The following is an 18,618-nucleotide window of genomic DNA, read 5'->3' as shown; positions in this document are numbered from 1 at the left end:
GGAACGGCATCAGATTGACAACCTTACTGTGTTATCAGCAGATGAAATCATGTTTGTTTAATCATTACTTGAAGAAACAGGATAACTCATCACAGAAAAGAATACTTTCAGTCATGAATAACCGAAATAAAACTAACAACGATTTTATTTTTAAGGCATGATGCGATCATTAATGTTTCTGTTTTTTCTTGTTATTGCTGCGGATAGTGATGCACAACTCAATATCGATTCCCTGCGCATGCAATACAATCAAAAAACCCTGCGCTTTAACAACCGTATTACCATAAACGGTTCGTTGCTCGGCCCGCAAACGGTAAAGAACCTGATGCTCATTTCTCCCGAGGCAACTGCATACTACAAACAATACCTCAAGAATAAACGTGTTGGCAATGTGTTACCAATATTTGGAACTGCTGCGGTTATTACAGGAATTATTGTGGCACAAAAAAACCGAACACCGGGTTATATCACGGTCATTAGCGGTAACACGATCAATCTCATTGGTTCTTTGTTTCGTCGAAAGGCCGGCAGTTATCTTCAAGATGCAATCTGGTCTTACAACCGTGATGTCTTATATCTACGCCTTTAGAGCTTTTTTCGTCGGTTTACATTTTCGCCTGTAGTTTTGCCACGCAATGCAACGTCGCTTTATCTTTTTATTCAATCCCCGTTCAGGTGTACAAAAGGGAAAATCTCTGGCAGAGATCATTACCGAGCGTTGCCAAAGGGCAGCTGTACAATTCAGTATTGAGCACAGCCGTGCAGATGGCGATTATTCCTCACTAAAAGAAAAGATTATAAATGAAGCAGTAACTGACGTTGTTATTGCAGGAGGAGATGGAACCATCAGTACTATTGTTGCATCCATTAAAGATCTTCCGGTGAACATTGGTATTATTCCAAGAGGTTCCGGAAATGGATTAGCACTGGCAGCAGGTATTTCAAAAGATGTGAACAAGGCGATTGATATTATCTTCAATGGAAATGCAAATCGGGTTGATGCATTTCTAATCAACGATCATTTTTCCTGCATGTTGAGCGGTATTGGTTTCGATGCGCAGGTTGCACATGAATTCGACAGAGAAAAGAAAAGAGGATTGAAAAAATATATTCAGCTCACATTAAAAAATCTTCAACGAATAAAGACCTATCGTTTTGTGATCAAAGCAAAAGAAACAGATCTGCAATTAAGGGCTTACTTCATCAGTATTGCTAATAGCAATCAATTCGGAAATCAATTCACCATAGCACCAAAAGCAAGTTTACAGGATGGATTGCTTGATATTGTAGCTGTAGAAAAAACAAATATCTTTTTTGTGCTGATGCGCATTTTGTGGCATATACGTTTCGGTAAGTTTACCGGTGATTTTACAAAACGAAGAGGGATCACTTATTTCCAGACGGCTGAGTTAACCATTACCAATATTGACAATGCGCCTTTGCACATTGATGGCGATGGTAAACCAACAGCAGCATCCTTTTATGTAAAAGTATTGCCCGCTGCTTATTCTTTGCTGGTGCCCTGAGCAAGTTGAGCAGGACGTTGCGTTTCCTGCAGACGCATCAACTGTTGTATGGTCTGTTCATTTGTATTATCAAACACAGCTCTTGAAATATCCAGTTTTTCCCTTTCTGTTAAATGAAAGCTGAGTGCTGCCCCCTTTTTATTTGCAGAAGGTTGATACATAAACATGAATCTGTTTATTGGTACTGTTTCTTTTGAATAACTGAGCATACTTTCCTGCATGTAATCCTGTACTTTATAAAAGTTATTCTGCAGTGTTGTAACAGGTTTATAAAGAATATCACCCACACCCGGTTCACGCAAATCATCATGCCATTCACCTTTTTTCCGGTCACGTATCTGAATAAAAATTACTCCGGCAGTATTTTCTTTTATCCAATCTGCAAACACATGAAGGAATCGCAAAGTAATTTCCTGTCCGAAATTATCACGTAAGCCTGCATCCATTACATCTACAATTGGTTTGGTAGGCAACCATACATTGGGCAGCACATAAGGAAATGTTGCATTCATCCTAAGTGCAGTAAGCATCCGGAGATTGTAAGGATCAAGATCTTTAAAGAAAGCTGTATAATCAATCGCATCAGGCTCAGCAGTGATACCTTTTGAACTGTCGAACTTTGGCCGCATTAAAAAACTGATGGGCTGACTGCAGATCATCAGCTTTCTTCCATCTTGTGAAACGGTTGAACTAAAAATGCCCAATGGAATTTTTGCTTCAAACTCATCAGTTCGGTAATCGATTAATTGATCAGTAAGAATATTTCCTGTGTTGAAGTTAAATTGTTGTTCAAATGCGTAGCCTCTGTCTTTCACAAAACGGTAAGGCCCAACCGAAAATTTTTGTGCAGGTGTAACAAGGTCTCTTGTAACATAAGCAGAGAAAATAGGGTTGAGTAAGTCTTTTGAAATATTGGCAGAAATCATTTCATTCGTAAATGATAATGGTTTTCCTTTTTGCTGCTGGCGGTATAACTCCCGGTAATAAGTTAAACCCAACATGCCACCGGATGCTCCTGAAAATATTGCAGTCTTGTGCATCAGTTTCCCATTCATAAAACTATCGATCCTGCACAACATGTTCGCCGTAAACGTAGCAGAACGGTTGCCGCCGCCACTTACGTTGATTACATAAAAGAATGGTTTTTCTTCTGACTGTTTTCGTTTCCAGTTTTCCAGTACATTGATCATATTCAAACTATCTTTCTGCATTTGCTCAGGTGTGCACAGTTTCACCATTGAAGCCAGCGAATAGACAGGTCGCTTGTTACGATCTTCATAATTCAATCCAAATGCTTTGTTGCGGATATCAATGTATTCGTATCGGAATAACATATGGAAAACAAGAACAAGAAGTATTGCTACAGGAATGCTCCATGTATCGAGCCAATGTGCCAGTGCACCTGATGCGCCGATGAGGATTGCAAAGAATACAAAGATGCTGGCTGCTGCAGGAAGCTGCAACGAAGGCCGGTCGAGAAACAAACCATACACCATCAGCAATAGAAATGCAAGAATGATTGCAAGCACTGCAGAAAAGTGATGGCGTTTAAAGATCACATCCAGAAACAAGCGACTGTAATGTGTTACGTTTCTTGTTTTTCGATAGGTAAGAAAGCTGGTTAAAAAATACTGAACTTTAATTACCTGTTGATGATCTTCTGCTTTATGATGTGGCTTAAACTGTTGTTTGAATTGTTGCGGATCTCTCAGCACTGGTTGCATATCACGAAGGATAGCTTTTTCCGAGCCATAGAAATACAGCATAGAGAACAGAAGAAAGATCACAAGCCCTGCAATAAAACCAAACATAATCAAAATGACCTCTCCGTTATCCATCAGCTCTTTGTATTTGCCAAACCGGACAACCTGGATAAAATAATTGATAATAAAAATGACCGGTATGCCTGCGTTGTTGATGCAGTATTTTAAAAATGGTTTGGAAGTAGTGGCTAAAAATTTAAAGTAACCACTGAACAGAATAAATGTTGTAATGTTCCAGCTCATAACGAAACCACCAAACGCAACCCCAACAAAAAAAGCACTGAAAAAATTTACTTCGCCTAAATATTCTGGTGAAAGAAAAAGTGAATTAGCACCATAGTCACTCATAAAGCCACCGCTCGCAGCACTTGTCAGCAATATCCAGAATAGTAACATGAGTTGATATTTCCTGAAATGCAGAAAAATCAATTGAACAGGGAATGAATACCATATGCCAAGCAGGTATTTCTTCATGGGACAGAAGTTACGTAAAAGAAAACAATTTACGTTAGAACGCTGCTTGGATGTAAATGTTATGCCACTTGTTTTCTGCGTACCAGGTAAAGTACCCAGATAAAGCTGAGCAATAAGAACATGCCCACCAGTTGATGCAATTGCGCCATCCATTCAAACAAACCCCAGCGGTTGGGAATAATTTGTGGCGATGTTAGTACCGAAGCAATACCTAATACTACCTGTAGAACTACCAGGAACAAAGGAAGAAAACGTGTTACCTGAAAAAGATCGGAGCCTTTTACTTTGGCAGCTTTGTAATACCAAACAATGATGAGTGCAGTAAGTAAGTATGCAAGACCACGATGTACAAAATGAATGGTGATTTTGTTCTCAATAAAGTTGATGAGCCACGGTGAATCTTTAAATAATGCAGCAGGAATCCATTCGGTGTTGATCATGGGCCACGATGGTGCAGCGGTGGCTGCTTTATGCCCAGCCATCAATGCACCAAACATTAATTGTACAACCAGCAAAACCAATAGCCACAATGTAAAGCTGTTGATAGCACGGTTATGTGTGATCTGTTCTTTTTTTACACGCAGCTGCAATGCAAACCAAAACGTGTAACAAAGCAAACCCATTGCTAAAATAAAATGCAGTGCCAGTCTTGTGGGTTTTACATACACAGCATCTCCCACTAAACCACTTGCCACCATGATCCAACCTACGGCACCTTGTAATCCGCCGAGCAAAAACAAGATGAGCAACGGTTTGATCATCTCCTGTTTAAAATACCTGCGTACTAAAAAGTAAATAAAACCTACTGCAAACACCATCCCCATTACACGAGCCCATAAACGATGAAACCATTCCCAGAAGAAAATGAATTTAAAATCGCTGAGTGTAAAATCAGTATTGAGTAATTGGTATTGCGGTGTTCCTTTATACTTTGCGAATTCTTCCAGCCACTTCGTTTCATTCAATGGCGGCAAGGTGCCCGTTACAACTTCCCACTCCGTTATACTTAAGCCGCTTCCCGTTAAACGGGTGATGCCGCCTAGTAAGATCTGAATAATTAACATGAACACGCCGAAGAGTAACCAGTTGGCAACGGCTTTTTGCGAAGTGGAAGTTTGCGTCATAACGTTGGCAAAGGTAGGCGAGGAACAGTTCTCATTATTATTGATGAACAAGAAAATCCTCGGCAACAGTTATCAGCTTTTTGGCTTCAGTTGTACATGCATTCCACAAAATATAGCCACCGGAAAGATTGGCTACTTTGTTATATCCATTCTGACGGAGTATACGCTGTGCCAGGTAGCCACGCAAACCTGCTTCGCAATAGATATAAATTGTCTTGTTGTTAGGAATTTCACTTAACCTGTTTCTTAATTCATCAACAGGCAGATTGATTGCTCCGGGAATATTACCTGCTTCAAACTCATCTTTGCGGCGAACATCAATCAACAGATCAGCTGGTTTTTGTTGTTCAATTTCATTCCAATAAAACACACGCAACCGATCCAATAAAATATTCTCTGCCACAAAGCCAGCCATGTTCACCGGATCTTTGGCTGATGAATAGGGAGGTGCATACGCATGTTCAAACTCTATCAAGTCGTAAACTGTTTTTCCTTGTTTGATATATGATGCAAATACATCGAGACGTTTATCAACCCCATCGTAACCTGCAATTTGTGCACTGAGTAAACGTCCGTCTTTTGGTGCAAACGAAAGTTGTATCGTCATTTGTTTTGAGCCGGGATAATAACCTGCATGTGATCCGCTATGTGTGGTGGAAACAATATGTTCAATACCTGCAGCAGTTAAATGTTTGGATGCAGTACCGGTTGTACCCACCGTCATATCAAATACTTTTACAATTGCCGTATTGATTGAACCTTTGTAGGAGCGAACATTACCAAGCACCACATTATCGGCGCAGATGCGTCCTTGTTTGTTAGCCGGGCCTGCGAGGTAAGTGATCATCGGTTGATGTGTGATGGGATTTTCAAATTCAATTGCATCACCTACTGCATAAATATCCGGATCGGATGTTTGCAGAAATTCATTTACCCAGATGCCTTTTGCCGGTCCGATTTTTAAGTTGGCCATTGCTGCCAGTCTTGTATCGGGACGAACACCAATGGAAAGTAACACCACATCGGCAATCAATATTTCGCCATTATTCAATGTCACTTCAATTCGTTCGCCCACTTTTGTAAAGCCGGTAACGGCTGTGTTCAAACGAAGTTGTACTCTTTTTGAACGGATATGTTGCTGCACAAACGAAGCAATGGGATAATCAACAGGAGCCATTACCTGGTTGATCATTTCAACAACGGTTACATCCAAACCAAGCTCATAAAAGTTTTCTGCCATTTCCAGTCCAATAAAACCTGCACCAATGATCACTGCACGGGTTACCTGCTTTTGCTGTACATACGCTTTAATATAATCAGTGTCTCGTACATTGCGTAAGGTGAAAATACCTTCGATTCCAATGCCGGGTAAAGGTGGACGAACAGGTTCTGCACCCGGTGAGAGAATCAGTTTGTCGTAAGATTCTTCATATATTTCTCCGGTTAGCTGTTTAACCGCAGTAATGGTTTTGGCTGATGGGTTAATTGCAGTTACTTCTGTTTGTACACGCACATCAATATTGAAACGCTGATTGAAAGCAGCTGCTGTTTGTACAAAGAGTTTGTTGCGGTCTTTGATCACATCGCCGATATAGTATGGCAGTCCACAGTTGGCAAACGAAATATATTCACCTTTTTCAAAAATGATGATCTCTGCATGTTCATCTAATCTTCTGATTCTTGCTGCTGTACTCGCTCCGCCTGCAACGGCACCTACAATGATGTACTTCATTCTTTACTTTTTATACTTTTTTAATGAGTCAAAAGTAGAGTAAGCAGTAAGTGCAACTTGTGATTTTAATCATATAAAGTCCTGTTATTGGAAAGGCCTTGTTATGTGTGAAAAGTCACATAGAACAAGGGTTTCAGCAGTTTTTGTTGTGACAAAAATCACACAACAGCAAGCTTATAAACGATTCTGCATTTTTTCTTGATAAGGATCATTTTACATACGCATAGTGGTCATTAAACAATAACTGTTGCTGATCGACTTTTACTGCGTCATAAATCAAGCAATAAAATAAGGAACAATGAAAAGTCTTGTTATACTCGGAGCCGGAACTGCAGGTACCATGATGGCCAATCATCTGCATCATGAATTAAAGAAACCCGATTGGCAGATCACGATTATCGATGAGCGCAATGAACATCACTATCAACCCGGTTATCTTTTTCTCCCGTTTGATATTTATACACCCGATGATATTGTTAAAACAATAGAAGAGTTTATTCCAAATGATGTAACACTGCTGAAACGTAAAATTGAACGCATTGTTCCAACCGAAAATAAAATTCAATTGAAAGATGGTGCTGAATTAAATTATGATATTCTCATTGTTGCTACAGGGGCAAAAATTGCACCCGAAGAAACAGAAGGCATGGGAGGAAAAGAATGGCAGAAATCTGTTTTTGATTTCTACACATTTGAAGGTGCATTGGCATTACGTAATAAATTGAGAGATTGGGAAGGAGGTAAGCTGGTGGTGCATATCACCGAAATGCCGATCAAATGCCCGGTTGCACCGTTGGAATTTGCTTTCCTGGCCGATTCTTTCTTTAAGCATAAGCACATGCGTGATAAAGTAAAGATCACTTATGTAACGCCTTTAAGCGGAGCCTTTACAAAACCCAAAGCAACAGAAGCGCTGGAACATTTGCTGCATGAAAAAGGAATTAACATTGAAAGTGATTTTGCAATTGAGCATGTAGATAACGAAAACAAAACCATTGTTGACTATGGCGGCAGAGAAATTCCGTTTGATATTCTTGTTACAGTTCCTACAAACAAAGGTGATGCATTGATGGAACGTTCAGGCATGGGCGATGATCTCAACTATGTGCCGACTCATAAAGCAACCCTGCAATCGAAAGATTATGCGAATGTATTTGTAATTGGTGATGCAAGTAATATACCTGCATCCAAGGCAGGATCGGTTGCACACTTTGAAGCGGAGATCTTAACAGAAAATATTCTTCGCTATGTAAAAGGCGAGCCATTGAAAGAAGAATTTGATGGACATGCAAACTGCTTTATTGAAACAGGTGGAGGGAAAGCATTACTGATCGACTTCAACTATACACACGAACCGGTGGAAGGAAGTTTTCCTTTTGCAGGAATTGGTCCGTTGCGTTTGTTGAAAGAAAGTCGCATGAACCACATGGGTAAACTCGCCTTTCGATGGATCTATTGGAATGTATTACTCAAAGGAAGACATATTCCGTTTGTATCAGCAACTATGAGCGAAAGCGGAAAACATTATAATTAAATCATTCACTAATTAAATACATGTTATGGAAAAGACAATAGCCGGTAAAACAATTGCCGTTAACGAAGAAGGTTATTTAACTGATTTCAGCCAATGGGATGAGAATGTAGGAAAGGAATTAGCAACCGAAGCCAATATTGATCTTACACCCCGCCATTGGGAAGTACTGAAGTATCTGCAAAAAGAACAGCAGAACCAGGTTGCACTCAGCATCCGTCGTGTGGGAAAAAGCGGTGTGGTGGATATTAAAGAATTCTATTCTTTATTCCCCAATGCACCATTGAAAACATCTACAAAAATTGCCGGTATACCCAAGCCTGCCAGTTGTATTTAACAATCAAAAAAATTAAAGCCATGACCGAGAATAAAGGCAAAATAAAAAAGATGATGATCATCTTATCAAAAGCATCATTGGAAAATGTATATGCTGCTTTTGTATTAGCAAATGGAGCACGTATGGAGGGAATTGAATCGGAGATATTCTTTACCTTCTTTGGATTGGAAGCAATCAATAAAAAGAAACTGGACAGTCTGCACGTTGCTACCGTAGGTAATCCTGCTATGCATATACCCACAATGATTGGCGGGCTCCCCGGTATGGAAGCACTGGCAACAACCATGATGAAGAAAGAAATGGAGAAAGTGGATATGCCGGAGATACCTGAATTCCTAGATATCCTTTATGCATCAGGAGTAAAAATGTGGGCCTGCAAACTTGCGTTTGATATGTTCCATTACAAAGAAGAAGACTTATACGAAGGCGTTGATGATATTATAACCGTAGGTGATTTTTATAAACGCAGCGAAGGCGAAGGCGTTCACATGCTGTTTATATAGCTGGCGAACGTAGTTGTTTTGTTTAATTGGAGCGGCTCAAAAAGCAGCAGCTTCAGTGCAGGTGTGGCTGCGCCATAATAGTTTAAAGGTGCAGCACATCCGTACATTGGCCATTATGCCGGCTGCTGCTGTTAATACAGCAACAACTGTAAATGCAACAGGTATGCTGAAGAGTTCAGCAATAAGTCCGGCACCCAGTGCGCCGGCCACATAACCCAAATCTCTCCAGAAACGGAAAATGCTTAATCCTTTTGAACGTTGCGCAGGTGAAAGATTTTCTGCAATAACGGTGAGGAAATTTGGATACACTAACCCTGTTCCCAATCCCATCAGCACCATGGCCGTGATCACAAATATTTTTGCAGTGCCAATTACAAGAAGCACAATACCTGCGGCCTGCAACAACATACCAACAGTAAGTAATTGTTTTTTACAAAAATGATCGCCCAGTTTTCCTGCAAACAACTGACTGATGCCCCACACAGCAGGATAGATGGCAGCAATACTTCCCGTTTCTAAAATACTGTAACCATTCGATAGTAACCAAATGGGTAACAGACCCCACAATACACCATCGTTCAGATTATTGACAAAACCATTAATGTTAACGCTACCCATGTTGAAATGACGAAAGCTTACTTCTTTCCAAAGTGATTTGAATGTTCGTTGTTCAGTTGCCTGCTGTTCATGGGTTACAAATGCAGTGGTATCTTTTACTAATAACCACGATAACAAAAAACCAATCACCACAAAAAAGATTCCGGGTACAAACGGATAAAATCCTGCACCGTATGTATGTGCAAGACTTGTTGCAAGATACCCGGCTAAGCCCACAGCAACATAACCTGCAAATTCATTAATGCCCATTGCCAGTCCACGATTTTTCGATCCTACCAAGTCTACTTTCATCACAACCGTTGACGACCATGCCAACCCTTGATTGATTCCTAAGAAAATATTGGCAACAATCACCATCCACCAGTCTTGCGCATAAAGTAACAGGAAGGGAACGGGCACGGCTGCAACCCATCCTAGTAATAAGATCTGTTTACGGTTGTAATGTTGATGCAAATAACCCGTAAGCAAATTGAATATTGCTTTCGTTGTGCCAAACGCTGCAATAAATGAAACCAATGCAACCGTTGAATCCATTTGAAAACGTGCAGCTGCATAATCGGGCATCACTGTTCGTTCCAAACCAACCATTGCACCTACGAATGCATTTACAAGCACCAGTAGAATAAATTGATTTCTATTTTCGTGTAAACCTTGCTTCATCATTCACGCTCCTCTTTTCAATCAGATCAATTGGCTGCTTTAATATAACTCCAGCCTTCTTCCTGTTTTTTTACTAATTCAAGAATGGCAACAGGAACAACAGTCCCTTCGGGTATAACTCTGTCTGTCTTAATATTCCTCATTTTTAAAGCATTGTTACAAACAGCCATTACTACTCCTTTTTTATGAAAGCCAATGATCTGTTCTTTAAAATAACCAGTGTCTTTCAGCAATCCCCAAACAGCATTTCCATGAAATACAATTTCAATTTTTGTATCAGGAGCAGCTGCAAGTACATTACCTACCTGTCTGAACAGGATGCGTTGCTGGGCAGTATCGCCTGATGCCATTTCCCAAACAATTTTCGATTGCGCCTTTAAAAAAGATGAACTGATAACCAGTGCTGATACGAGAAAGAATTTTAATCCTTGCATATGAGTTGTTTTATCAGATAAATGTATAATTATATCCTTCCAATTGCGATAATAATGTTGACGGGGCATCAGTTGCTGTTGCACGGCCTTCAATTTTTGGGGCTACCATTGGATGTGCAGCCAGGTATTCACGCATAATGCCATGCAAAGTATAGCCGGGTTTGCGTGGGTTTTTTACTTTTTCCAGACGGCACAAGGTATCATCAGGATCACCTTCACGTTCGCAGGCAAGCATCGTGTACTGCTTATTCTTATCAAGCGGTTTGCCATTGATGGTTATCCGGTTCACCCGTTTTCCCAACTCATTGTTCATGGTGAAGTTCATTTCCATTCCTTTGAAACGAACCACCCAGCCTCCAAAACGTTTGGCAGGATCTTTTGCAAACACATTGTGCAACTCCTGTTCCATCCAATCATGTATTTGTGCGCCGCTCACTTCGCCCATCTTTACATCGCTTTCAACAGGGAGCATACTCCATAAAAAATCATTTGTGATCTCTGCATATCCCTTTTTGGGATCAGCCACTAACGGCGGACAAAAACGAAATCCATTACTCACCACCACATCAACGTTTGCGTCTTTAAATTTCCACATCAACGCATCTGTGATCAAATTGTCCATCGGATTTTCAATAACATAATAGCGCACCAATGTTGTTTTGGTTTTGCCAATTACTTTATTGAGTTCTTTTTTAAGTGGGGCACTTATTTTTTCAACCAGTTTTTCCATTGCAGGATCTGGTTTATATTTTTCCGGATCTACATCAAGCAATTGATAGTTCTCATCTTTTATCTGTCCGTTCTCAATCACGATATCAAGTTTTGCAACAAACGAACCAAAAGCACCCGGCTCAGTAACCTTTGCATATTTGCCTTGTATGGGAACACGAACACGTTCATGTGTATCGGCACCCAGTATGTAATCAACTCCCTGTAATTCGGGTTGGTTGGCAAGATCAACCTGTTGCGCCAAACCCATATGGGTAACTAAAAATATCATGGCGCATTTCTCATACTCCTTCAGAATTTTGATATACTTCGCCACATTCATTTCCGGTTTTGTAAACCTGATGCCTTTGCTATAAGCAGGTGATTGACGCTTGGGTGTAAGCGGATCGTTATATCCAATGAAGCCGATTTTAACACCGCCCAACATTTTTGTCCAATAGGGAGGAAAAATCAGATCGTTCTTATACTCATCAGTACTGTCATGAAACATGTTGGCGCAGATCTTTGCACTGTTGTAACCACCAAGATCTTTCAGCATCATATCTTTTCCATACACTACTTCCCAGTTGCCCGGCAGAATCAAATCGTATCCAATATTGTTGATCAGCGGTACAATTCCTTTTCCTTCAGTTAATGCCGCCACACCACCACCCTGGAAGCAATCGCCACCATCAATAATAATTGTATTGGTCGGGTTTTGTGCTTTGAGTGTGTGCAGCATTGTTTTTAATACCGCAAAACCACCCCGTTTTTTATAAACCGGTTGGTTGTTTTCAAAAAAGAATTCATCGTGTGTGTGGAGCTGTGCATGAATATCGGATGTGTGCAAAAGAGTAAACACATTTGCTTTACCATCTTTCACCGCTTTATTTGAAAATAATTCTTTTGCATGATATTCATCTCCGCTAACTGCATTTACAATTGATGATGGCAACACTGCGCCGGCAGCAATAGCCGATGCTGATTTAAAAAAATCTCTTCTTGAGTTTTGAGAGATGGGTGCGATTTGTTGACCATCTGAACAACTGTTGCATGAACAATTGTTCAGGTGGGTAATGTTTGTGTCTGGCATTGCAATCGTTTACTTTGATTTTTGAGAAACGGACTTTTTTTGCTGCTCCTTAAAATCCTTGATGGGACCATAAGGACCATATTTATGTTGCTGTTCAGTAAATGAATCAGCATAGGGACCAAACGGGTGGTCAATTGGTTTCTTTGAAATATCGGGCCAATCACCGCTTAGATCTTTTGAAGGGCGTGGTTGCGAGTTAACGAATGCTGCTACGTCCCATGCTTCTTCATCACTCAATTGCGGTGCATGATAATCGGTTCCCTGCGGCATATTATTTTTTACATAACCTGCAAAGCGTGATAAACGGAATAAACCAGCGCCGCTATTGTAACTGTTCTTACCCCATAGTGGTGGATAAGTATACGCATTACCTTCCATGTTCAGTAATCCTTCACCATTTGTTCCATGGCAGGTTTGGCATTTCTGCACGTACACTGTTTTACCTTGTTGCGGATCAGCAGCACGGTTGAGGTAAGGAAGTTCAACTATACCTGAGCCTTTTGGTTTATCACCTTTCTTCAGATCTTCGCCCAGCCATTTGATGTAGGCATAAATAGCCTGCATCTCTTTTGAAGATGTATCAAGTGCTGTTCCGTTTAAACTCCGTTCGATGCAATCATTCACCCGTTTGTAAATGGTTTCAATGCCACCGGAGCGTTCTCTGAATTTCGGATAGGTTGTATAAACAGCGCTATAATTATTCCCCCATGGTTTTGTACCCGCATCTAAATGACAGTTCTGACAATTCATGCCATTGCTGATTTGCATAACAGAACCCTTTGGACCAAGATATTTTGATGTGTTTGATATTAGTTGATGACCATACCAAATGAGTTTACCATCTTCTCTTGAATAATACGGAATCTGGTTTGCAGGTGGCCCCATCCAAACAGTTTGTTGAATGGTTGAGTCAACTGCAGTTGATTCCTCTTTGCCTGAATCATTACAACTAAACTGTGTAGCTGTAATTAATAACAACAGGATGATAAAAACAAGTATGGTTTTCTGTGTATTCACTTTTTAGTAATCCGAAATTTAATGTGGCAGTTGCTCTCTGAATTTACCATATACCCAGGTGCCGGCAATTGCACTTAACAGTGTAACAGCAATAACAGTGGCGCCACTTCCTATCTGTGCAAATAACGGTCCCGGACATGCGCCTGTAACGGCCCAACCTAAACCAAAAAGAAGTCCGCCATAAATTTGTCCCTTGTTGAACTTCTTATCTACAAATTCAATCGGTTCACCATAAATGGTTTTGATTTTGAATTTTTTGATAAGCAATACACTAATAAGACCTACCACAACTGCAGAACCTATGATGCCATACATGTGGAAGCTTTGCAGGCGAAACATCTCCTGGATACGGAACCAGGAAACTACCTCTGCTTTTACGAAGAGAATACCAAACAATAATCCTACAAACGCATATTTGAAATTATGCCACCACGGATGTTGAAGTTCTGATTCGTTGAAGCAGGTAGCATCCAACGATCGCATTTCAAAATCGGTATTCTCGGTAAGGAACTCATGGTGTTTTTGTTCCACCACCAATTCCTCTTCTGCTATATGTTTATTTTGTTCCATGAATAGTTCGAATTAGAGTTTAAGAATGAACGGAAGAAGAAGATTGGCCATAATGAAGCCGCCTGCCATAAAACTGATGGTTGCTATTAGTGAGGGCCATTGCAATGTGGAAAGACCCATGATCGCATGCCCGCTGGTGCAGCCACCTGCATAACGTGTTCCAAAGCCAACAAGGAAACCTCCCACCACCATCATGATAAAACCACGCAGTGTAAACAGGCTGCTCCAGTTAAATACCTCTGTAGGAACAAGCGAATCATAATTGGTAATTCCATACGTCGCCAACTCGGCACTCAGGTTTGGATTCACGATCATTGGCTCAGGATTTTGCAGGAACAGAAAAGCAATAAAGCCTCCTAATAAAATACCTCCTACAAAAAACAAATTCCAGATCTCTTTTTTCCAATCGTAATTGAAGAATGGAATTTTCGCCGGGAGGCATGCTGCGCAGATATGCCGCAGCGAAGAAGAAATACCAAAGGTTTTGTTACCAATGATAAGCAATGTGGGCACTGTTAACCCAATCAACGGACCGGCTACGTACCAGGGCCAGGGTTGTTTAATAAATTCAATCAGGCTCATGTATTGTTTCGTTTAAGTTCATGCAAGGTAGAGTTCCACCTGCCGGAATTATGTGATAAATATTACACTGGAAAGTGTTGTTTCTGTAAGGTACAGAAGAATAAAACGGATACAATCAATTGTTGTTCGAAACCTCGTTTTGTTCTTTTGTTTCCTTTTGCTTTGGTTGAAACATGCTGTTGGCAATGGCTCCCATCACCCCAAAATAGATCATACTTCTTATCGGGCTTGAAGTGATTAAACAGGTGCCATCGCAACCATAGAATTTCCAATATAAAAAACCACCAACAGCGCCCAAAACCAATCCCGGTAAAACCCAGATTGCTTTTTTAAAGAGATTCTTCATGCTTATTTACTTTCTTGATTTGTGGTTTGTTTTGCGGAACAGCACAGGCGCCGCCCATGCATCCGATATTCATAACAGCCTGGATCACCAACACTGCACCTATTACCCAAAGTAAGGGGGTAGGCGAATAAAGTCCTTGTACAATTGCTGCGATACCGATGCCAAGACGAAGTAGCCGCAGCCCGTTCCATTGTTTTAACCACTGAATGATCATACTGCTATTTTATTCTGTAAGCTGATCCATGATCCGCCATTATATGCTTCTACACCAGCCTCTTTTAGAATAGAGGTGGCAGAGCCGCTGCGCATTCCACTGGCGCAACAGGTGATGACAGGCTTTCCTTTTTTCTTAATGTCATTGATCTTTGAACGGATACTGTCAACCGGAATGTTAATGGAGCCTTTAATATGGCCACCACTAAATTCGCCTGGCGTACGTACATCAATGATGACTGCACCTTGTTGTTGCAATGCCTTAAAATCTGTACCCGGGCCAAATAATTTCTTGAAGAAGTTGAACATGTTAATTAAGATTTTTCAAGGTTAATAAATCTTGCAAGCCGCCGGCATTATGTACATTCTCAAGCCCCAGTTGTTTCAAAAGAAAGTACGCATTCATACTTCTTGCACCGGAGCGGCAATACAATACCACTGGACTGTCAAATGCTTTTAATTCGTTTGCTTTCGCAGCAATTTCCGGCAACGGAATATTCGTTGCACCAGGAAAGTGTCCGTCGGCAAACTCCTCTCTTGAACGTACATCCACAAACTTTGTCTGTGGGTTCTGAACGATTTCTTTTAGATTCATATCAAATGGTTTTTCGTTTATTGTTTAATTGTTCCTTTCCAGGCAGTAATACCGCCTTCCATATTCCAGATATGGCGAAATCCCTGTTGCTCCATAATGGTTGCTGCTTTGGCACTGCGTCGTCCGCTTTTACAGTAAACCAGGTAGGTCTTACTTTTTTTAAGTGTAGCTACCTGTTGCACAAATGCAACTGAATCCATCACATCAATATGAACTGCATTGGGCAAATGTCCTTCGTTGAATTCCTGTGTGGTGCGTACATCCAGTACTACCACTCTCTTTTTATTGAATTTCTTTTCAGCAAATGCTGGCGATACATTTTTTGTTTGCGCCATTGCTGAGAGAACAGCAAAGAATCCAACTGCCAGGAAAAAGATTCGGTTTTTCATAGTATGATTTGAAATGAAAGGAGGTTGTATAACAACCTCCTTTCATCAGTTTAAAAATGACTGATTATAAAAGTGTTGTTGGGCAAACGTAATCGGTTAAATTAAACTTGCCGCTTTCTTTCATTGCTTTAAAGCCACCACGCACATCGATTAAATTATCATATCCACGTGCACGAAGAATAGAAACAAAAATCATAGAGCGGTAACCACCTGCACAATGCACATAGTAGGTTTTGTTTTTATCAACCTTTAACATGCTGTCGTTAATAAAGTCCAAGGGTGTGTTCTCTACATTCAGCAGATGCTCGCTCTTATACTCGCTTTCTTTACGCACATCAAGAATGTTTGCATTGTTATCTTTTGTTACGATCTCTGCCAGCTCTTCTGCAGATACACGTTTGATCTGATCAATTTCTTTACCAGCTTCTTTCCATGCATTGAATCCCCCTTTCAGATACCCCAGCGAATAATCGTAACCTACACGGGCCAAACGGGTAACCACTTCTTCTTCACGTCCTTCATCAGTTACCAGTAAGATTTCCTGTTTTACATCGGGAATCATACTGCCAACCCAGGGCGCAAAACTTCCATCGATACCAATGTTAATGGAGTTTGGCACAAATCCTTTTGCAAAAACTTCTGCATCTCTTGTATCAAGAATTAACGCACCCGTTTCGTTAGCGGCTGTTTCAAACGCATCAGGACTCAGCGCCTGCGTACCACGCTTCAACACTTCTTCAATACTGTCGTATCCATGAATATTCATCATTACATTCAGCGGGAAATATTGTGGAGGCGCCACTAAACCTGTTGTAACTTCTTTAATAAATTCTTCTTTGGTCATATTGGCACGCAACGCATAGTTGGTTGCTTTTTGATGGCCCAATGTATCAGATGTTTCTTTACTCATGTTCTTACCACATGCGCTGCCTGCACCATGCGCCGGATATACGATCAAATCATCAGAAAGTGGCATGATCTTGTTACGCAATGAATCATACAAATAACCTGCAAGCATATCCTGTGTAAGATCCGCTACAATTTTTTGAGCAAGATCAGGGCGACCAACATCACCAATGAATAATGTATCACCCGTGAAAATGGCAATATCTTTTCCGTTTTCATCTTTCAATAAGTAACAGGTACTTTCCATTGTATGGCCGGGTGTATGCAACACCTTGAATGTAAGCTTACCCACTTTCAACTCTTCACCATCTTTTGCTGAATGAAAATCGAAATCAGGTTTTGCATTCGGACCGTACACGATCTTTGCACCAGCTTCTTTTGCAAGATCAATATGTCCGCTCACAAAATCCGCATGAAAGTGTGTTTCAAATACATACTTGATCTTGGCATTGTTGCGTTTTGCTTTTTCCAGGTAAGGTTTTACTTCACGCAACGGATCGATCACTACGGCCTCGCCTTCACTTTCAATGTAATAAGCACCTTGTGCTAAGCAACCGGTATAGATCTGTTCAATTTTCATATGCTTTTTTTATTTTTTAATTGTTGATTTGAATGATACAAAGTTGTGTTTTCAGGAGACAGTGAACTATGACTTTTGTCACATAGAAGCGCCGGAGGAAAAGAAGTTTAGCGAATAAACAATTCTTTCACAATAATGTAAATGCCCATCACCAACACAAACCAGCCAAACCATTTCTTCAGTTTATCACCTGAAACTTTTTTGCTGAGTGAATTGCCAATAAAAATACCTGCAATGGCCAATGCTGTTACAATGATGAGTAGTTTCCAATCAATAACCTGATGGCCAATATCACCAAGGAAGCCGATCAATGATTTGGCTGCTATAATTAAAAGAGAAGTACCAACTGCCTGTTTCATTGGCAATTTGCTGAGCAATACCAATGCAGGAATTATGAGGAAACCACCACCGGCACCAACCAATCCTGTTAAGATGCCTACCACCGTTCCTTCAACGAGTATTAAAGGGTAATTGAATTTCTGTTCGCCGCCATTACCGTTTTCATCTTCATTTTTTCCCTTGATCATGGAATAGGATGCAAACACCATCAGTACTGCAAACAGCAGCATCATTAAAATGGGTTTGGTTACTGTGAAACCAGCAAGGGTAAACACTTCATCGGGAATAGCCGGTACTATAAATTTCCGTGTGGCATAAACGGCTGCAATGGCTGGTGCGCCAAAGATCAAAGCTGTTTTAATATTTACCAGTCCATGCTTGTATTTCGGGAAAACGCCTACCAGTGAAGTGGCTCCAACAATAAATAAGGAATAAGCGGTTGCCAATACCGGGTTCACACCAAACAGATAGACCAAAACCGGTACTGTCAGAATAGAACCACCTCCGCCGATGAGTCCTAACGAAATGCCAATAACAATAGAAGCGAGATATCCGATTATTTCCATGCTGCAAATGTG

The 18,618-nt window shown here is 40.6% G+C and carries 21 protein-coding genes; 5 read left to right on the top strand and 16 right to left on the bottom strand.

The features are described from left to right. Positions 1-157: 157 nt before the first annotated feature. Both VK159_RS13745 and VK159_RS13740 read left to right on the top strand, forming a co-directional pair. Entirely contained in the window at positions 158-589 is a 432-nt protein-coding gene (locus tag VK159_RS13745) for a hypothetical protein (protein WP_324230724.1), read from the top strand. A 46-nt stretch (positions 590-635) separates the two neighbouring features. Beyond that, positions 636-1,526, top strand: coding sequence for a diacylglycerol/lipid kinase family protein (locus VK159_RS13740; RefSeq protein ID WP_324230723.1), 891 nt, complete (start codon positions 636-638; stop codon positions 1,524-1,526). On the opposite strand, the gene VK159_RS13735 is transcribed toward VK159_RS13740, so the two are convergent. From VK159_RS13735 to VK159_RS13725, 3 genes are read right to left on the bottom strand one after another with little or no spacing between them, the layout of a single operon-like run. Continuing rightward, entirely contained in the window at positions 1,505-3,763 is a 2,259-nt protein-coding gene (locus VK159_RS13735) for a hypothetical protein (RefSeq protein ID WP_324230722.1), read from the bottom strand. The two genes, VK159_RS13740 and VK159_RS13735, sit on opposite strands and share 22 nt — an antisense overlap. Positions 3,764-3,822: 59 nt before the next feature. Beyond that, on the bottom strand, positions 3,823-4,887 hold the full coding sequence (locus tag VK159_RS13730) for a COX15/CtaA family protein (RefSeq protein WP_324230721.1): 1,065 nt from the start codon (positions 4,885-4,887) through the stop codon (positions 3,823-3,825). Positions 4,888-4,924: 37 nt separating this feature from the next. Continuing rightward, positions 4,925-6,619: an FAD-dependent oxidoreductase gene (locus tag VK159_RS13725; RefSeq protein WP_324230720.1), complete on the bottom strand. Its 1,695-nt coding sequence runs from the start codon at positions 6,617-6,619 to the stop codon at positions 4,925-4,927. Between the two features lie 298 nt (positions 6,620-6,917). Between VK159_RS13725 and sqr the strand changes: the two genes are divergently transcribed. From sqr to VK159_RS13710, 3 genes are read left to right on the top strand one after another with little or no spacing between them, the layout of a single operon-like run. Continuing rightward, positions 6,918-8,153, top strand: coding sequence for a type III sulfide quinone reductase, selenoprotein subtype (sqr, locus tag VK159_RS13720; RefSeq protein WP_324230719.1), 1,236 nt, complete (start codon positions 6,918-6,920; stop codon positions 8,151-8,153). Between the two features lie 25 nt (positions 8,154-8,178). Beyond that, positions 8,179-8,487 carry a TusE/DsrC/DsvC family sulfur relay protein gene (locus VK159_RS13715; protein ID WP_182802676.1) on the top strand — a complete coding sequence of 103 codons (309 nt, stop codon included), beginning with the start codon at positions 8,179-8,181 and terminating at the stop codon, positions 8,485-8,487. 20 nt (positions 8,488-8,507) lie between these two features. Then, entirely contained in the window at positions 8,508-8,990 is a 483-nt protein-coding gene (locus VK159_RS13710; protein ID WP_324230718.1) for a DsrE/DsrF/DrsH-like family protein, read from the top strand. Between the two features lie 36 nt (positions 8,991-9,026). Here VK159_RS13710 and VK159_RS13705 read toward each other — a convergent pair whose 3' ends face one another. From VK159_RS13705 to VK159_RS13645, 13 genes are all read right to left on the bottom strand, one after another. Further along, the gene (locus VK159_RS13705) at positions 9,027-10,271 is read right to left on the bottom strand and encodes an MFS transporter (protein WP_324230717.1); all 1,245 of its coding nucleotides are present in this window, start codon (positions 10,269-10,271) and stop codon (positions 9,027-9,029) included. A 23-nt stretch (positions 10,272-10,294) separates the two neighbouring features. Next, a complete protein-coding gene (locus VK159_RS13700) occupies positions 10,295-10,702 on the bottom strand; it encodes a DsrE family protein (RefSeq protein ID WP_324230716.1) in 408 nt (135 codons plus the stop codon). Between the two features lie 13 nt (positions 10,703-10,715). Beyond that, entirely contained in the window at positions 10,716-12,503 is a 1,788-nt protein-coding gene (locus tag VK159_RS13695) for a bifunctional metallophosphatase/5'-nucleotidase (RefSeq protein WP_324230715.1), read from the bottom strand. A gap of 9 nt (positions 12,504-12,512) precedes the next feature. After that, positions 12,513-13,520 carry a c-type cytochrome gene (locus VK159_RS13690; protein WP_324230714.1) on the bottom strand — a complete coding sequence of 336 codons (1,008 nt, stop codon included), beginning with the start codon at positions 13,518-13,520 and terminating at the stop codon, positions 12,513-12,515. A gap of 18 nt (positions 13,521-13,538) precedes the next feature. After that, positions 13,539-14,090 (bottom strand): DUF6691 family protein, encoded by a 552-nt coding sequence (locus VK159_RS13685; protein WP_324230713.1) that lies wholly within the window; start codon positions 14,088-14,090, stop codon positions 13,539-13,541. A 12-nt stretch (positions 14,091-14,102) separates the two neighbouring features. Continuing rightward, positions 14,103-14,672 carry a YeeE/YedE family protein gene (locus VK159_RS13680; protein ID WP_324230712.1) on the bottom strand — a complete coding sequence of 190 codons (570 nt, stop codon included), beginning with the start codon at positions 14,670-14,672 and terminating at the stop codon, positions 14,103-14,105. Between the two features lie 115 nt (positions 14,673-14,787). After that, on the bottom strand, positions 14,788-15,018 hold the full coding sequence (locus VK159_RS13675; protein ID WP_324230711.1) for a hypothetical protein: 231 nt from the start codon (positions 15,016-15,018) through the stop codon (positions 14,788-14,790). Continuing rightward, positions 15,002-15,232, bottom strand: coding sequence for a hypothetical protein (locus VK159_RS13670; protein WP_324230710.1), 231 nt, complete (start codon positions 15,230-15,232; stop codon positions 15,002-15,004). Before VK159_RS13670 ends, VK159_RS13675 begins: the two co-directional genes overlap by 17 nt. Further along, positions 15,229-15,540, bottom strand: coding sequence for a rhodanese-like domain-containing protein (locus VK159_RS13665; RefSeq protein ID WP_324230709.1), 312 nt, complete (start codon positions 15,538-15,540; stop codon positions 15,229-15,231). The genes VK159_RS13670 and VK159_RS13665 overlap by 4 nt, the downstream gene beginning before the upstream one ends. A 1-nt stretch (position 15,541) precedes the next feature. Beyond that, positions 15,542-15,826 carry a rhodanese-like domain-containing protein gene (locus VK159_RS13660; RefSeq protein ID WP_324230708.1) on the bottom strand — a complete coding sequence of 95 codons (285 nt, stop codon included), beginning with the start codon at positions 15,824-15,826 and terminating at the stop codon, positions 15,542-15,544. 17 nt (positions 15,827-15,843) lie between these two features. Next, positions 15,844-16,215: a rhodanese-like domain-containing protein gene (locus tag VK159_RS13655; RefSeq protein ID WP_324230707.1), complete on the bottom strand. Its 372-nt coding sequence runs from the start codon at positions 16,213-16,215 to the stop codon at positions 15,844-15,846. Positions 16,216-16,279: 64 nt separating this feature from the next. Beyond that, positions 16,280-17,701 carry an MBL fold metallo-hydrolase gene (locus VK159_RS13650; protein ID WP_324230706.1) on the bottom strand — a complete coding sequence of 474 codons (1,422 nt, stop codon included), beginning with the start codon at positions 17,699-17,701 and terminating at the stop codon, positions 16,280-16,282. A 107-nt stretch (positions 17,702-17,808) separates the two neighbouring features. Next, on the bottom strand, positions 17,809-18,618 hold an 810-nt coding region (locus VK159_RS13645; RefSeq protein WP_324230705.1), incomplete at its 5' end, for a sulfite exporter TauE/SafE family protein.

Origin of the sequence: Lacibacter sp. (assembly GCF_035299325.1) — a bacterium.
Lineage (GTDB): Bacteria > Bacteroidota > Bacteroidia > Chitinophagales > Chitinophagaceae > Lacibacter.
Note: the sequence above shows the minus strand (reverse complement) of the source record. Positions and strands in the feature narration are given on the sequence as shown.

Coding starts and splice junctions, on each gene's coding strand:
- VK159_RS13710 (WP_324230718.1), top strand. CDS start 8,508: ATGACCGAGAATAAAGGCAAAATAAAAAAGATGATGATCATCTTATCA.
- sqr (WP_324230719.1), top strand. CDS start 6,918: ATGAAAAGTCTTGTTATACTCGGAGCCGGAACTGCAGGTACCATGATG.
- VK159_RS13740 (WP_324230723.1), top strand. CDS start 636: ATGCAACGTCGCTTTATCTTTTTATTCAATCCCCGTTCAGGTGTACAA.
- VK159_RS13700 (WP_324230716.1), bottom strand. CDS start 10,702: ATGCAAGGATTAAAATTCTTTCTCGTATCAGCACTGGTTATCAGTTCA.
- VK159_RS13730 (WP_324230721.1), bottom strand. CDS start 4,887: ATGACGCAAACTTCCACTTCGCAAAAAGCCGTTGCCAACTGGTTACTC.
- VK159_RS13655 (WP_324230707.1), bottom strand. CDS start 16,215: ATGAAAAACCGAATCTTTTTCCTGGCAGTTGGATTCTTTGCTGTTCTC.
- VK159_RS13670 (WP_324230710.1), bottom strand. CDS start 15,232: ATGATCATTCAGTGGTTAAAACAATGGAACGGGCTGCGGCTACTTCGT.
- VK159_RS13675 (WP_324230711.1), bottom strand. CDS start 15,018: ATGAAGAATCTCTTTAAAAAAGCAATCTGGGTTTTACCGGGATTGGTT.
- VK159_RS13725 (WP_324230720.1), bottom strand. CDS start 6,619: ATGAAGTACATCATTGTAGGTGCCGTTGCAGGCGGAGCGAGTACAGCA.
- VK159_RS13695 (WP_324230715.1), bottom strand. CDS start 12,503: ATGCCAGACACAAACATTACCCACCTGAACAATTGTTCATGCAACAGT.
- VK159_RS13660 (WP_324230708.1), bottom strand. CDS start 15,826: ATGAATCTAAAAGAAATCGTTCAGAACCCACAGACAAAGTTTGTGGAT.
- VK159_RS13715 (WP_182802676.1), top strand. CDS start 8,179: ATGGAAAAGACAATAGCCGGTAAAACAATTGCCGTTAACGAAGAAGGT.
- VK159_RS13705 (WP_324230717.1), bottom strand. CDS start 10,271: ATGATGAAGCAAGGTTTACACGAAAATAGAAATCAATTTATTCTACTG.
- VK159_RS13685 (WP_324230713.1), bottom strand. CDS start 14,090: ATGGAACAAAATAAACATATAGCAGAAGAGGAATTGGTGGTGGAACAA.
- VK159_RS13680 (WP_324230712.1), bottom strand. CDS start 14,672: ATGAGCCTGATTGAATTTATTAAACAACCCTGGCCCTGGTACGTAGCC.
- VK159_RS13665 (WP_324230709.1), bottom strand. CDS start 15,540: ATGTTCAACTTCTTCAAGAAATTATTTGGCCCGGGTACAGATTTTAAG.
- VK159_RS13745 (WP_324230724.1), top strand. CDS start 158: ATGATGCGATCATTAATGTTTCTGTTTTTTCTTGTTATTGCTGCGGAT.
- VK159_RS13650 (WP_324230706.1), bottom strand. CDS start 17,701: ATGAAAATTGAACAGATCTATACCGGTTGCTTAGCACAAGGTGCTTAT.
- VK159_RS13735 (WP_324230722.1), bottom strand. CDS start 3,763: ATGAAGAAATACCTGCTTGGCATATGGTATTCATTCCCTGTTCAATTG.